12 protein-coding genes and 1 pseudogene are annotated in these 15,545 nt (G+C 56.5%); 3 read left to right on the forward strand and 10 right to left on the reverse strand.

Features of this window, described 5'->3' with window-relative positions; all coding sequences use genetic code 11:
* Positions 1–1,107, reverse strand: a 1,107-nt coding sequence (locus I5W_RS18685; RefSeq protein ID WP_044530367.1) for an MFS transporter, incomplete at its 3' end; no start/stop codon positions are given.
* A gap of 132 nt (positions 1,108–1,239) precedes the next feature.
* On the opposite strand from I5W_RS18685, the pseudogene pdxR (I5W_RS18690) reads away from it, so the two are divergent.
* Positions 1,240–2,714 (forward strand): annotated as a pseudogene (gene pdxR, locus I5W_RS18690) (MocR-like pyridoxine biosynthesis transcription factor PdxR).
* Positions 2,715–2,717: 3 nt separating this feature from the next.
* On the opposite strand, the gene I5W_RS18695 reads toward pdxR (I5W_RS18690), so the two are convergent.
* The 4 genes from I5W_RS18695 to I5W_RS18710 form a co-directional block, all read right to left on the reverse strand.
* Positions 2,718–4,046: an aspartate aminotransferase family protein gene (locus tag I5W_RS18695; protein WP_044530356.1), complete on the reverse strand. Its 1,329-nt coding sequence runs from the start codon at positions 4,044–4,046 to the stop codon at positions 2,718–2,720.
* Positions 4,043–5,110: a phosphotransferase gene (locus I5W_RS18700; RefSeq protein ID WP_044530357.1), complete on the reverse strand. Its 1,068-nt coding sequence runs from the start codon at positions 5,108–5,110 to the stop codon at positions 4,043–4,045. Before I5W_RS18700 ends, I5W_RS18695 begins: the two co-directional genes overlap by 4 nt.
* 322 nt (positions 5,111–5,432) lie before the next feature.
* Positions 5,433–6,746 carry an ArgE/DapE family deacylase gene (locus I5W_RS18705; protein ID WP_044530358.1) on the reverse strand — a complete coding sequence of 438 codons (1,314 nt, stop codon included), beginning with the start codon at positions 6,744–6,746 and terminating at the stop codon, positions 5,433–5,435.
* Positions 6,747–6,777: 31 nt separating this feature from the next.
* On the reverse strand, positions 6,778–8,094 hold the full coding sequence (locus I5W_RS18710) for an MFS transporter (RefSeq protein ID WP_044530359.1): 1,317 nt from the start codon (positions 8,092–8,094) through the stop codon (positions 6,778–6,780).
* Between the two features lie 156 nt (positions 8,095–8,250).
* Between I5W_RS18710 and I5W_RS18715 the strand changes: the two genes are divergently transcribed.
* The gene (locus tag I5W_RS18715; protein WP_044530360.1) at positions 8,251–9,243 is read left to right on the forward strand and encodes a LysR family transcriptional regulator; all 993 of its coding nucleotides are present in this window, start codon (positions 8,251–8,253) and stop codon (positions 9,241–9,243) included.
* A gap of 58 nt (positions 9,244–9,301) precedes the next feature.
* On the opposite strand, the gene I5W_RS18720 is transcribed toward I5W_RS18715, so the two are convergent.
* Positions 9,302–10,792, reverse strand: a complete 1,491-nt coding sequence (locus I5W_RS18720; protein WP_044530361.1) for an NAD-dependent succinate-semialdehyde dehydrogenase — start codon at positions 10,790–10,792, stop codon at positions 9,302–9,304.
* A gap of 11 nt (positions 10,793–10,803) precedes the next feature.
* The gene (locus tag I5W_RS18725) at positions 10,804–12,078 is read right to left on the reverse strand and encodes a 4-aminobutyrate--2-oxoglutarate transaminase (protein ID WP_044530362.1); all 1,275 of its coding nucleotides are present in this window, start codon (positions 12,076–12,078) and stop codon (positions 10,804–10,806) included.
* A gap of 210 nt (positions 12,079–12,288) precedes the next feature.
* On the opposite strand from I5W_RS18725, the gene pdxR (I5W_RS18730) reads away from it, so the two are divergent.
* Positions 12,289–13,788: a MocR-like pyridoxine biosynthesis transcription factor PdxR gene (gene pdxR, locus I5W_RS18730; protein ID WP_044530363.1), complete on the forward strand. Its 1,500-nt coding sequence runs from the start codon at positions 12,289–12,291 to the stop codon at positions 13,786–13,788.
* Here pdxR (I5W_RS18730) and I5W_RS18735 read toward each other — a convergent pair.
* The 3 genes from I5W_RS18735 to I5W_RS18745 all read right to left on the reverse strand — a co-directional run.
* Positions 13,769–14,236 carry an HIT family protein gene (locus tag I5W_RS18735; protein WP_044530364.1) on the reverse strand — a complete coding sequence of 156 codons (468 nt, stop codon included), beginning with the start codon at positions 14,234–14,236 and terminating at the stop codon, positions 13,769–13,771. The genes pdxR (I5W_RS18730) and I5W_RS18735 overlap by 20 nt on opposite strands.
* 58 nt (positions 14,237–14,294) lie before the next feature.
* Entirely contained in the window at positions 14,295–14,462 is a 168-nt protein-coding gene (locus I5W_RS18740; protein WP_044530365.1) for a rubredoxin, read from the reverse strand.
* Positions 14,463–14,481: 19 nt separating this feature from the next.
* Positions 14,482–15,545: NAD(P)/FAD-dependent oxidoreductase (locus I5W_RS18745; RefSeq protein ID WP_083893582.1), on the reverse strand; the 1,064-nt coding region annotated here is incomplete at its 5' end.

Raw genomic sequence — 15,545 nt, forward strand, 5'->3', positions numbered from 1 at the left:
GGTACGTACTCCGATAGGGAAAACACGAGGCAGGAAGGCCGCGAGCACGGAGTAATACAATCCGATAAATGCTGTCGCCGTCAGGATGCCGATGCGGATATTGGCGACTTCGCCCGTCTGCACGAGACTCATCATCGGGAATGCCCATCCTGCCGCCGCCGCGGAAACGAGGATGATGAAGAAGCGCTCTCCTATACGACTTGCCACTAACGACGCGATGGGATAGCAAATCAGCTGAACCACTCCGGTGAAAGTGACGATCTTCAGAATGTCAGGCTTGGCCACGTGCAGATAGGTCGTGGTGTAACTGATCATCAGCGTTGTGATGAAATAGAATCCAGCGATACCCATCATGCAAAGGCAAATGCCCAACGCCAAACGACGCTTGTAATGCAAGAACAAATTGCTTAGTGGAGCCGCTTCTTTACGTGTTTCGTGGGGAAACTGGCGCCGGCGATGCTCTAACAGCTCCGGGCTCTCATTGACCCCACGACGAATGAAGTAGGCAACAACTACCAGTACACTGCTCATCAGGAAGGGAATACGCCATCCCCACGATTTGAAATCTGCGTCAGGCAAAGAGGAGACTAGCTGAAACATTGTTGTCGCGAGAATCAAACCGACCGGACTGCCATATTGTGGTGCTGCGGAAAGGATGGTCTTCCAACGGACCGGGGCATGCTCAGAGGCGATCAGCACTGCACCGCCCCATTCCCCGCCCACCGCAACGCCTTGCACTAGCCGCAAGATAACCAACAGCACGGCGGCCGTCACCCCGATCGACTGGTAGGACGGAATGAGGCCAATAAGGGTGGTGGCGATACCCATCATCCACAGCGTCAGAATGAGGGACTCGCGACGTCCGACCTTATCGCCCAGATGACCGAACAGGATAGCGCCGAAAGGACGTGCTACAAAGCCAACCGCAAATGTTCCCAAGGAAGCGAGCAGTCCCGTGAGCTTATCCCCAGTCGCAAAAAACACGTCGCCAAAGACGAGCGCCGCAGCCGTCGCATAGCAGAAATAGTCATACCACTCGATTGTGGTACCAAGAAACGCAGCGGTAGCCGCGCGTAACGGCTGTTTCTCCTCAGACCTACTCATCATCACTCCTCCCTGTTATCCCATTAGCCTTTGCTGAGACGCTCAACTTGATTGCCCGTGTAATGAGGTTGACTATAGCAACAACTGGCCATAGGCTATATAGCCATAATTGAATCTTTAATAGAGCCACATTTCATGCGCGCGATCCTTCTGACAGACCTCCTTGGCAAACAGTTGCTGAAGGAGGGCGAGGAAACCTTGCAGCGCCAGATTTACAACGTCATCCGCACCGCCGTCCTGGAACATACGCTGGCGGAGGGTCAAAAGCTTCCGTCTTCACGTGCACTGGCGATCGAGCTCGGTATTTCCCGGCTGACGGTCTCGCTAGCGTATGAGCGGTTGATTGCTGAAAATTATCTGGTGGCAAACAGTGGCAGTGGCACCTTCGTTGCACCAACTAGTGTCACTCCGCTTGGCTCGGCGCCGGCATCATCCCATGCGTCGCATTCGATGACCTTGTCCAGCCGTGGCAAGATGTTGGACTTCCTGCCAGGAGGGCTGAACCAGTATTGCGGTGCCTTTGTTCCTGGAATCGCCGATTCCAGCTTGTTTCCCTTCCATGTCTGGCGCAGGCTGGTCGCCAGGCACATCTCAAAAGGTGACCTGAGCCTGAGTGGCTACGCCCGTACTGGTGCAGGTTATCGGCAGTTGCGCGAAGCCGTGGCCAGCTACCTGAAGATCTCGCGCTCAGTCAATTGTGAAGCCGAGCAAGTGATCATCACCTCCGGCACTCACCAATCGGTGGACCTGTGCGCGAGGCTCTTGGCCGACCCTGGAGATATGGCGCTGGTGGAGAACCCTTGCCACTGGGCATTTCCCACGATTCTTTCGGCATCGGGGATGAAAATTGGCGCGGGCTACGTCGATGGCATGGGACTTTCAGTCGAAGACAGCCATGTCCCGATCAATACCAAGATAGTCGTGACCAGTCCATCCCATCACTATCCCACCGGTGTCGTGATGCCGCTGTCGAGGCGACTGGAACTGCTACAAAGCGCACGCGCTCGCACCTGTGGGTGCTCGAAGATGACTATGACAGTGAATTCAGATACGATGGTCCACCATTGCCTTCATTGCAGGGGCTGGACTCCGACCATCGGGTGATCTATGTAGGCACTTTCAGTAAAGCGATGTTCGCAGGTATCCGCATGGGGTATATCGTCGTACCGCCGCATCTCGCCGATGCCTTCACCAACGCCAGTGCCAAGCTACTGCGTCCAGGCAACCTGCATCTTCAGGCCGCACTCGCCGATTTCATCCACCTCGGGCACTTCTCCCAACACATCAAACGCATGCGCGAGGAATATGGAGAGCGCCAAAGCACCTTGCGTAGCGCGTTGAAGGAACGGTTGGGAGAAATGGTGCAACTTTCCGAGGCACGCGCCGGGCTCCATCTGTTCACACGGCTATCGGAGCAAGTCAATTACGAGCGCATCATCCAAGAAGCAAGAAAAGATGGGCTGGTACTCGGCCTGCCCTACTTTGTCGGCAGCCGCCCGGATCTGCAGAGCCGTTCCATCATCCTCGGCTACGGCGGCGTGCCCCTTGAAGAAATTGAAGCCGGCGTCGTCAGGCTCGCAAAAGCGGTCTCAAGATCCCGCAGGGCTTGAGCCTTAAAGCGCTTGCAGAGTCTGGCCGGCAACACTGAGGAGTTGATCTGCGTTTTCGACGGTGAATGGCAGCAACGGGCGCACCTTGAGAACATTTCCACGTAAGCCACAAGAGCTGATGAGGACACCACGTCGACGCATGCCGTTGACAACCTCCGAGCACTGTTTGGCAGCAGGCGTCTTCAATGTGCGGTCGGTGACCAGTTCGACACCGATAAATAATCCTGCGCCGCGCACATCGCCAATGAGCGAATGTTTCTGTGCCAGTTTTCTGAAACCGTCTCGAATATATTCACCGACGACCGCGGCGTTGCGCTGCAATTCATTGCTTTGAATAACATCCAGCGTCGCCAATGCAGCTGCGCAAGAAACGGGATTCCCGCCGAAAGTGTTGAAGTAGCGCGATTGCGCGCCAAATTCCTGCAAGATCTCGGGGCGAGTGACCATTCCTGACACCGGATGCCCGTTCCCCATCGGCTTACCCATCGTGACGATATCGGGCAGCACGCCGTGTCGCTGGAAACCCCACATCGTATCGCCTGTGCGGGCGAATCCTGCTTGAACCTCATCCGAAATGAAGAGACCACCAGCACGTCGGATCGCCTCAACGGCACCTCTGATAAATCCGGCAGGATGCGAGAAGACACCATCGCTGGAAAAAACGGTATCGAAGATCAACGCCGCAGGTCTTATTCCGTGGCGAACCATGTCGTCGATAGCTGCCTGCACATCGGCCGTAAATTTCTCGCCAATGTCTTGATCCGCATACCAATAAGTATCTGGTGCGTCCACCGTGCGTACGTGGATTCCCAAGGGCACGGACGGCCCCAGCGACGGCGAAATCTCCGCGATGGCCGTGGTGACCCCGTGATAGGCCAATTGCGTGACGATGACACCGGTTCCGCCGGTGTATTTTCTGGCGATGCGCAATGCCAGGTCATTGGCCTCGCTACCGGTGCAAGCAAACATCACGTGCGAGAGCTCGGCTGGAAACGTCTTCAGCAACCGATCCGCGTATTGCAGCACGCGTTCGTGCAGATAGCGCGTATGGGTATTGAGCTGCGCCGCCTGGCGAGCGATCGCCTCGACCACTTCCGGACGACAATGCCCAATCGATGCCACGTTGTTATAGGCATCGAGGTAGGGACGACCGGCATTGTCGTAGAGCCATACCCCTTCACCGCGCACGATATGCAAAGGCTCTTCGTAGAACAGGCGGTATGCCGGACCCAGCAGCCTTCTGCGCTGCTCGATCATGTCGGCCTCCTGCGGCGACAACGCGCCGATCCGATCTGGATCGAATGCATTGAGCATGGATTTGTCTTGGCTCATTTCCCTTCATCCTCTTTGATTCGGATTGCTTCAAGAATACTGTCTTCCGCCTGCCCTGCTGCAAGCGTGTCGAAGCGACGCAGGCCTTCCCATGAAAGGGGATTGTTACGCAAGATGTAGGCTCGGTTCTCCGGATGCTGCTTTGCGCGCCACTCAGTAATCAATACCGTCACGAGCAGGCGCGCAATGATCAGACCGGGCAGGAGCGCCAACTCGGCTTCCGTCAGGGGGCACTCTGCGTGGTATGCGACGATGCAGTCGTTGGCACTATCCAGCGGATTGCCGGTACTGCTCAACTGATATGCGCATGCTACGGCGAGATCATTGATCAAAGGGGCTGCCACCATGTCGCCAAAATCGAGTATCGCCGTCACGATGTCGGGTTTGCCGTGATCGACCAACACGTTGTACGCATTCAAGTCGTTATGAATGACTTGACGACGCAACCCTGCGGCACGACCTACCGTGGGCTTCTCGTGCAGGTCGAGGTAACGTTCAGCCAATACACGCTTGCCGTGGTCGTCGATTTCCGGCAGTAACGACCGGAGATCGCTCAAATGCTGGATATCCCATAACAGCTTTTGTTCGCTTCCAGGATGGCTAAAACCTGCCAGCGCTGCATCGAACCGCGCCAGGGCCTTTCCCAACGCCCGGCGTTGTTCTTTGCCAGCGCGACATTTGTACAAGGGAACACCAGGCAAAAAGGTCATCAGGCGCACCGCTTGCTTGGCACCATTTTCCCCGACGGGCGCCCAATGGATCGGTTGCCCCTCCAATGTCCCGATGAGACGAGGGACGGGCTGGGCACTGCCGGAAGACGACAATCTGATTTGCGCCTGGGTCTGGAAATCGGTAACCAGCGGATCTTCTGAGGGATGGGTGACCTTCAGGACGTAAGCGTTTCCATTGTCTGCTAGCAAGCGAAAGTTCTGATCACGCTCGCTGGTCAGGAGGCTTGCCGTGCCTCCAATCCCGAATGCCTCCAAGGCAAGCTTTGCTGCTTGTCGCTCAGACAGTTTTGGGGCGGAAACAGCAAACAGTGCGTTCTCGCCCTCGAGATGCACGGCGCACTGAGCCCGTGCGGATACTGCGCCCGCCTTAGTCGATGCAGGGTTCATATGTTCGGTCTATGAATGAATGACCGTATGACTATAGGGGAAACTGGATCTAATACCGATAGCCATTCTTCATATTTTTATATGTCCACTTCTATCGCTATTGACAGCTGAATTGGTTTGCCTGAGCAGATGGCGCCATGACCTCCTGCCGGGGGAAGTCAGCGCCACCCACCCGCAGCAGAGCGCCCATTGCGTAACGGTGGTAAAGCATAAAAAAGGCGTAATCCAACATTCAGGCCAGACACCGCCCCCCATGCCGTCGCTGTCCTCACCTCGCTCTGGCAAGCTCCGCAATCCCACACCATTGCGCAATAAACAGTGCGATGGTCTTGGTGATGAGACGCAGCGATTCAATATGCACGCGCTCGTCGAAGCCATGAATATCCAAGGACTTCGGTCCATACACCAAGGTCGGCATATCGCCATAGATAACGAACACGCGAGCGTCCAGATACCCTGGTGTAGTAAAACTTTCCAATTCACTCGCGAATGCTTGACGATGGCAATCACGCAGCGTGTTCTCCGCGTCAGAACCTTCCTCCAGCACATAACCTTCCGCATAGAAACCGTTGAAGGTCACCTCAGGAGGCGTGCCGCCAAGTTTCGGATCCTTCGCTACTTCGCGCAGACATTCCTCAATCTGTGCACGTGCCTCGTCAGCAGTAGTACCGGGGTAGATTGCTGCACGGACGTCAAATTCACACCAAGGCGGAACGGTAGACGGCCAGTCACCACCTTCAATCTTGCCGATGTTGAAGTTGATGGGATGGTCGAGATGTTCAAAGTGGCGATGGCATTGATGTTCACCATTCAACTTCGTCTCCAGACCACGCAGTGCTTCGATGGTTGTGTACGCGGCGTCAATGGCGTTGAACCCATTCCCCATTTCGCGGGTGTGGGTGGGCTGCCCTTGGACACGGACCTTGAACCAGAGCACACCGACGTTCGCGCGAACCAGCATGTTCTCTTCTGGTTCGGGAATGATGACTGCGTCAGCTTTATAACCGCGCAGCAGCGCCGCTAATGCCCCGTTGCCAGTGCACTCCTCTTCAACCACCGACTGGAAGTAAATCGGTGCTGCCGGCGCGCAGCCGATCGCCTTGAGCGCATCGAATGCGCACAGGTTTGCAACCAGGCCGGCCTTCATGTCCGCAGCGCCACGGCCATAAAGCCAACCATCAATGATTGCCGGGTCCCACGGAGAACGCGCCCACATCTTCTCAGGCCCCGTCGGAACAACGTCAATGTGGCCATTCAGAATGAGTGAACGACCGGTTTGTTCTTCAGGGCGATAGGTACCGACGACGTTAAAGGCGTTCTCGTAGGAGACGTTGACGGGGCCATATCCCGGATGGGACTTGATATCGTCGACGTTAATCTTCCAACGGTCCATTGCGAACCCGCGCTTGCGCATGGCTTCGTACAGGAAATCCTGCGCCGTGTGCTCCTGGCCACGCAACGACGGGAATCGAACCAGTTCTTGTGTGAACGCCAGCTGCGCATCAAATTGGTCGTCGACCGACTTCATGATGCGATTGGCCAATTCCCGATCAAGCGCCACGGGATTTTGCATAGTATTCATGAATCTACCTTCTCAAAGTGTCACAACAACATCACACTGCCAAGGCAGCACCTTCGGTACGGGCCATGCGCTTCTTGTGCGATGCCAGTGCGATGACGGAAATCAGGGTGATTGCGGAGAGGGTCGAGTAGAACACCGCGAGCGGCATCCACTGCCCCGGATATCGGTGAGAAATCCATGTGCCAATCAGCGGAGTCAGGCCACCTGCAATTGCGCCACACAGCTGATAGGACAGCGAAATACCGGAGTAGCGGACATGCGTCTGGAAGGCTGAACTGATGTAACCGGCCATCGCCGAGTAAATCATGGCCATGAACACCAGGACGATGGTGATGCCGCTGATGATGCTGATGGTCGTACCTTGGGACACCAGCATGAACATCGGATAAGGTGCCAAGACCGAACAGAAAGCCGCGAAAATCAAGACCTTCGCCGTACCCATGGCATCTGCAAACCATGCTGCGATGGGCTGGACAAAGAATTGGATGATGGCGACGACGAACAAGCAGTCGAGAATCATCACGCGGCTCAGCCCCATGGTTTGGGTCGTGTACGCCAGCATGAAGGTGTTGGTGAAATAGATCCCGCCAATGGCAACAGTACATACGCCCATGCAGATGACGACCGTCTTCCAGGCAGTACGCAGCACTTCACGCGCAGGCACTTCGGCGGTTTCTTGACGCTCCAGCGCTTTGGCAAAGTCGGGCGATTCACTCACACCGATCCGAATGAAGTAGCCCACCAGCAGCAAGACTGCACTCACCAGGAATGGAATACGCCAGCCCCAGGAGAGAAAATCTGCCTCGTCCAGATTGGTCAGGAGACGGAAGGCCAGCAATGACAAGATGAGTCCAGCCGGGCTACCCAGTTGTGCGAAGGATGCGGCGAAGGTGCGCCGTTTCTGCGACGCATGCTCTCCAGCCATCAATACCGCACCGCCCCACTCGCCACCGACCGCCAGGCCTTGTGCCAAGCGCAAGGCCACGAGAAGCGCCGGCGCCCAAAGTCCGACACTGTGATAGGTGGGAAGCAAGCCTATACAGACGGTAGCGACACCCATGATGACGAGTGTCACCATCAGTGCTTTCTTGCGGCCCACCCGGTCCCCCAGATGTCCGAACACGACACCACCCAGGGGACGCGCCAGGAAGCCCACGGCGAAAGTACCGAAGGAAGCCATCGTACTCACGAAGGGGTCTGCCGCAGGAAAGAAAATCTTTCCGAACACCAGTGCGGCTGCAGTGGCGTAGATATAAAAGTCATACCACTCGATGGTGGTACCGACGAACGCAGCAATCGCTGCGCGCACTGGCTGCCGTGCGGCGGCATTCAGATGGGTAGTTCCCATGGCTCCTCCAAATGATTTTTTTAACGAATGCATCTTTATCGCTCATGGGCATACATACGGTCAATTAATGCTTTTTAATGATCAACATTAATTGAGTTACTATCATTCAGATGGTATTTTTTTCGTTTTTTCAGAAGCAAAAGGAGGTGGATCGGCATGGGAAGTCGCGAAGAAAAGGGCATCAACGCTGCCGCCCAAGGACCGCGGGCCAATGAAAGACTGGATTGGAATTTGCTGCGTACCTACCTGGTCATAGTGCAGGAGCGTGGCATCAGCGCAGCGGCCAGCAAGCTGCACCTGACACAGTCTGCGGTCAGCCAGGCACTGCGGCGTCTTGAACAGCACCTGGGAAAAAGATTGATCGACCGCCACGACACCAGGTTTGCAGTCACAGCAGCTGGCGAGGAGGTGCGAAAAGCCGCTCAACACATCTATGGCAACATCTCGGAGCTCATCAGCGAGGTGTCGCAGACGAAGGAGGAAGCCGTCGGCAAGGTCCATCTGCTCTGTGCTAGCCGTATCCACTCCGCCGTTTATGATGAGTTCTGGAGCGATTTTAATCGTCTGTACCCCAGAATCCAAATTCAACTCGATGTGCTTCCTAGCCGCGAAATCGTCAACCTCGTCCAGCAGCGTGCAGCTACTGCGGGGATTGCGCTGTGCCGGAAAATACCTCCGCGGATAGCGAGCAGCGTATTTCTGACGCAACGCTATGCCATCTTCTGCGGTCGCAAGCATCGTCTGTTTGGGCGAACTGACTGCAGCATGGAGGACCTGATCAACGAGAACTTCGTCTCGTTCACCAGCGATGCGCTGGGCGACAGCCTTTCACCGCTCACCATCTTTCGCGACCAAAAAGGATTTTCCGGCAACATCGTGGCGACTTCGTCCCACTACGATGAAATCAAGCGCTTGCTCGTCGCCGGCCTCGGGATTGGCTGTCTTCCGGAACATAGCGTGCAGACAGACATTGCCGAGGGCCTGCTGTGGAGGCTCCCTCCCGCTGAAGGTGTATGCGATGCTGAACTCCATTTTCTGTGGCATAGAGAAGCACACCACAGTAAAGCCGAAGCGCTTTTTATCGAGGCGTTCATGCAACACATCGAGCAGTACACGCCGCGACAGCGCCTGCTGGTAAAACTCTCTTGAAGAAACAACGGGGCCCAACCACTTCCGAGGTTGAGCCCCTGGCCTTTGCACAGCGCGATCAATTCTGAATATCGCCTAAACAGACATACTTGAGCTCGACATATTCTTCGATGCCATGCTCCGAGCCTTCGCGACCCAAGCCGGATTGCTTGACACCGCCGAATGGCACGTGCTCAGCAGATATAAGTCCGGTGTTCACCCCCACCATGCCGTACTCCAACGCTTCGCTGACTCGGAAGATACGGCCGATGTCGCGGCTGTAGAAGTAACTCGCCAGACCAAATTCCGTGTCATTTGCAACGGAGATCGCTTCCTCTTCTGTTTTGAAGCGAAACACAGGTGCAAACGGACCGAAGGTCTCTTCGCGAGCGCAAAGCATGTTGGGCTTCGCCTCTGCAATGACAGTGGGCTCGTAGAACTGCGAGGAACCGAGACCTTGAACCCGCTGGCCGCCGGTAACGATACGTCCGCCCTTCTCGATGGCATCAGCCAGGTGCTTCTCCACCTTCGCGACTGCCGCTTCTTCAATCAGAGGTCCTTGCTCCACGCCCGCCTCGAATCCGTTACCGACCTTGGCCTTTTTCACTCGCGCCGCGAACCTCTCCACGAACTGCTCATAGACACCCTCTTGAACATAAAAGCGGTTGGAGCAGACGCATGTTTGGCCGGCGTTACGGAACTTGCTGGCAAACGCGCCTTCCACTGCGCTGTCGATATCCGCATCGTCGAAGACGATGAAAGGCGCGTTACCGCCCAATTCAAGCGCCAGCTTCTTGATCGTCGGCGCAGACTGGGCCATCAGGAGGCGACCGACTTCAGTCGAACCGGTGAATGACAGATGGCGTACGACATCGCTGGCACACAGAACCTTGCCAACTGCGATACTGTTATCACTATCAGCGGTAATGACGTTGAGCACACCTGCGGGAATACCGGCGCGAACGGCGAGTTCTGCTGCAGCCAGGGCGGTCAGCGGCGTAAGCTCTGCAGGCTTGACGACGACGGGGCAGCCCGCTGCCAGCGCCGGTGCCACCTTGCGGGTCATCATCGCCAACGGGAAATTCCACGGCGTGATTGCAGCGCAGACACCGACAGGCTGCTTGAGCACCAGTTGGCGACGGCCTTCGTCGAAGAATGGCAAGCTTTCACCATTCACGCGTTTGCCTTGTTCTGCAAACCATTCAACAAAGCTGGCACCATACGCGACTTCGCCCTTGGCCTCTGCGAAAGGCTTGCCTTGTTCGGCCGTCATCAGTCGCGCCAGGTCATCCTGGTTCGCCACCAGCAGGTCGTACCATTTACGCAGCAACTGGCTACGACCTTTGGCACCGATGCGCCGCCATTGTGGCCAGGCCGCATTTGCAGCCGAGATGGCTTGTTCAGTCTCTCTCGCACCCAGGTTGGCCACCGACGCCAGCTTTACACCGGTCGCCGGGTCGTGGACGTCAAAGGTCTGGCTTCCCGAGACCCATTCGCCGTTGATAAGGGCAGCAGTCTTCAGCAGGCTGCCGTCTTTCAGACCTTGCAGGGGAGATGTATTGACGGTCATGGCTAGCGTCCTTAGTCTTGCAGTGCGCGTTCAATGATGCCCAGAGCCTTGGTGAACAGCTCGTCGGGAATGGTCAGCGGATACAGGAAGCGGATGGCATTGCCGTACATGCCACAGCTCAGCAGCAGCAGGCCTTCGTCCAGCGCTTTTTTCTGTACCTTTTGCAGACGGGCGGCGTCCGGCGCTCCTGTCTTGGGATCGCGGAATTCCACAGCAACCATGGACCCCAGGCTGCGGATCTGCGCAATGAACGCATGGCGGTTTCTCAAACCGTCAAACAGGCCTGTCAGGCGCTCCCCCAGTTGCCTTGCGCGCTCGCACAGCTTCTCGCGCTCGATGACGTCGAGCACGGCCAGGGCAGCAGCCACAGCCAGAGGATTACCAGCATAGGTGCCGCCCAGGCCGCCCGGTGCCGGCGCATCCATGATGTCAGCACGACCGACGACGCCAGACAGGGGCATACCGCCAGCCAAGCTCTTGGCCATGGTAATGAGGTCAGGCTTCACGTCGTAGTGTTCCATTGCAAACAGCTTTCCGGTGCGAGCAAAACCACTCTGTACTTCGTCAGCGATGAACACGATGCCATGCTTGTCGCACAGCGCGCGCAGACCACGCATCAGCTCAGGTGGCGCGACGTTGAAACCACCTTCGCCTTGGACTGGCTCCAGGATGATGGCCGCCACGCGCTGCGGGTCGACGTCGGTCTTGAAGAGCATGTCGATGGCGTCGAGCGATTCCTTCGCACTGACGTTCTGCAGTTCGCTGGGGAACGGCACGTGGTAGACATCTCCAGGGAAAGGGCCGAAGCCAAGCTTGTATGGAGCGACCTTGCCCGTCAGCGCCATGCCCATCATGGTCCGCCCATGGAAACCACCACCGAAAGCGATGACGGCAGCACGGCCGGTGCTGGCACGTGCAATCTTGATGGCGTTTTCGACGGCTTCAGCGCCAGTCGTGAAGAAGGCGGTCTTCGCCGGACCATCAATCGGTGCAAGCGCATTGATACGCTCGGCCAGCGTCACGACCGATTCGTAAGGCACGATTTGGAAGGCGGTGTGGGTAAACCGCTCGAGTTGGGCCTGGATGGCGCGCACCACGTCCGGATGACGGTGGCCAGTATTGAGAACGGCGATACCTGCAGCGAAATCGATCACTTCACGGCCTTCGACATCCCGCAAGGTGGCGTTCTCAGCTTGCTCGACGTAAAAATTGCACATCACCCCCACGCCACGGGGCGTGGCAGCGAGGCGGCGTTCCTGGATACTTGCATTGGATTTCGAAATCATGTTGAGCTCCTTGCTGAAAAGGAGCTCATTGGAGCACTTATTTGGATCCATCTAAAGATCCAATTTTTCAAATACAATGGAACCAATCCAGATTTTGTGTCCGCCCTCATAGGCAAGACTTCAAAACACTGCAGCAAGGACCGCCTCATTTTTCCCGCTGCGATAGATGTATTCGCGTGGTTACAACAGCCTCTCATCAGTATTTGACTCATGACACCTCGCGCAAGCTTCCTTTCCGAACTGTTGCTGCAAAAGCGAAACTGGTCAAACGATGACCCAAGCGCCGACAGCATGCAGCGGGACCTCTATGCATTCATCAAATCGGCCATACTGGGCGGCACTCTCACCGGCGGTATGCAGCTCCCGCCATCGCGAACGCTGAGCAAGGAATTGTTGGTATCGCGTAATACAGTCGTCCATGCCTATGACCAGTTGCTGGCCGAAGGCTACATCAGTGCGACCACCGGCCGGGGGACGTTTGTCGCTCCTGTTCCTCACTATCAGGGACGAGATCAAGACACTGCCGGCAGAGCGGAACCACCTGCTCGCGGCGGGCTATCTCATCGTGGATCTCTGCTGATGATCGGGCATGGCGCCTCCGATATCCAGTGGGGTGCGTTTGTCTCTGGTGTTCCAGATGTGTCTCTGTTCCCGCACGCGATATGGCAGCGCCTGTTGGCGCGCCATTGGCGCAATCCGACGCCGCACGCGCTCACCTATAGCGCCGGCAGCGGGCATCCCGCATTAAGGCGGGCGTTGGCGGAGCACTTGCGTGTAGCGCGCTCTGTGCGATGTGATTCCGAACAGATTGTGATAACGGCTGGCATTCATCAGGCCATTGACGTTATCACCAGGCTCCTGGGAGACGTCGGCGACCAGGCATGGATTGAAGACCCTGGCTACTGGGGTACGCGTAACGTGCTGGTCAGCAACGGACTGAGCATCGTGCCCGTGCCAGTCGATTCTCAGGGAATGGCACCAGATGATGCAATGCTCAACGCCGAGCCACCGCCCAAATTCATCTTCACGACACCATCGCACCAATATCCTCTGGGTACGGTGATGAGCTTGCAGCGCCGCTTGACACTGATCGACTACGCGCATCGTCATGGTTGCTGGATCGTTGAAGACGATTACGATAGCGAATTCCGCTTTGAAGGAAGGCCACTGGCTTCGCTTCAGGGGCTGGACGTTCACGACTGTGTCATTTATACCGGCACCTTCTCGAAGACGCTCTTCCCTGGTCTGCGCATGGGGTACATGGTGCTACCGCCATCGCTGGCAAAGCCAGCCGTCACTGCCCTGTCGACGCTGTTTCGCGAGGGGCAACTACTGCAGCAAGCTGTGCTGACCGATTTCATCGTAGAAGGCCATTACGCGTCGCATATCCGCAAGATGCGCCAGGTCTATGCTCATCGGCATGCTTTGCTCAGAGCCGCCATCTCCGATTATCTCGGGCCTGATTGGCCGGTTGCCTCCCATGAAGCCGGTCTCCATTTGGTCCTGGGCTTGCCGGATGATGCAGATGACGTCGCCATCTGCAAGGAACTCGAAAAAAAGGAGATAAGTGTCCGCCCTCTTTCGCGTTACTTCGACCCCGCCACCCATGCGCGAAAGGGATTATTGATGGGCTACGCATGTGTAGAAGACGCGTCGATTCGGGCAGGTGTGAGAGTCGTGGCCGCCGCTTTCAAAGAGATGCTGAATTGACCTGGCCCGATGCCAGCTGCTTGCGCAGCTGGCCAGCATATTGTTCCAGCAGCGTTGGGCCTGGCTCCTTGCGAGGCCATATCAGGCCCACGCCATCGCCAGCATGACGCGGAACCACATGCAGATGAAAATGCATGACGGTCTGCTCGCCCTCACGGCCGTTGGCTTGAAAAAGCATCAGACCTGGACAGTCGAAGGCAGCCTTGGCTGCCAGTGCCACTTGCTGCGCAATGCGCATGACAGCCTGCGCCTCTGCGGGCGGGATATCAAAGATGTTTTCCCAATGCCCCTTGGGCGCAACCAGCACATGCCCCGGATTCAACTGGCCAATGTCCATGAATGCAATGACTGAGGCGTCCTCGTACACCTTGGCAGCCGGTAGCTCGCCAGTGACAATTCGGCAAAAAATACAGGAACCTGGTTCGGACGTATCAACAAATTTTGGCATCGTAGACCTCCGGCATACTTCAAAGATGACGCTCCTGGATTAGCGCCATCCGCACGATTTACAGCTCAATCATGTCAAAGTCGCTTTTTCCGGCGCCGCACTCAGGACAGCTCCAGCTATCGGGAACGTCCTCCCACTTCGTGCCGGGAGCGATTCCGTGGTCAGGGGCGCCCAGCTCTTCATCATAAATCCAGCCACAGATTATACACATCAACGTCTTTTTCATCTTGACGACTCTTCTTTCTCTAGATTGCCACGGTAATTGTCTTGGCCATCGCATCCGCTTCACGGGCCACATCCCCTGCGAGAACGAACCCACAAATCGAACCGGCCGCATCCCTGTAAAGCAGTTTCTGGCCCCCTTCCGTTGCCTCCAATTCGGCCGCCACACCTTCCAAGGACACCGGTGGCAGTAAAGAAATAGGATAGGCGTGCGTCTTCAGTTTCACCGGCATCGCCGGGAAAACCATCCGGGTCGCTTCGCCCGTGATGGAAAGAGCTACCGCTTTACTCGCGAAATTGATAGGAGCAATGTAAGGCAACCACCCCGACCTGTACTGAGCACAATCGCCCAATGCGTAGATATGTGGCACGCTCGTCAGACCGCATTCGTCGACGACAATGCCCACAGCGGCCCGGATGCCGGCGGCCTTAGCCAGCGCTGCGCGGGGCACCTGGCCTGCTGCCACCAGGAAGGCATCGGCCCGCACCGGAGCGCCTTCATTGACTGTGATGGCGTAACCTGTTCCTTCTGCTACCACCTGCATGGTCTTCATTACGCAATACCATTCCACTCCCGCGTCCTGAAGACTATCTTGCAGGCGGGTACCGATTTCCATCGGTAGCATGCGTTGAAGGGGATATGCATCGGGAGTCATCACCAATGGTTTGACTCCATGCAGGATCAGATCCTCGGCGATTTCACATCCAATCATTCCACTGCCGATGACGGCGACGCGCATACCTTCCTGCAAATGCTCACGCAGGCGGCCATACCGGGCAAGGGAGTTGACGTCGAAGATGTGGTCATCGGACGCAGCCAATGCAATCTTTCGAGGCTCACTCCCTGTTGCCAGTACCAGGTCGTCGTAGTCCAGTACCGTTCCATCCTTGATCATCACCCTCTTGTTGGCGATATCGATTTGCTCAGCCTCACCGAGCACGAACTCGGCACCGAGCTCGGCACCCAGGCGCTTGAAATCCTTCAATACCAGCGTTGAGGCCGTCTTTTTCATTCTCAACGCATTTGAAATTGCCGGCTTGTAGTAGTAGCCCGCCGACTCATCAGTAACGATGGTGATGAGGTGTC

Source organism: Herbaspirillum sp. B65, from assembly GCF_000333555.1.
GTDB lineage: Bacteria > Pseudomonadota > Gammaproteobacteria > Burkholderiales > Burkholderiaceae_D > Herbaspirillum > Herbaspirillum rubrisubalbicans.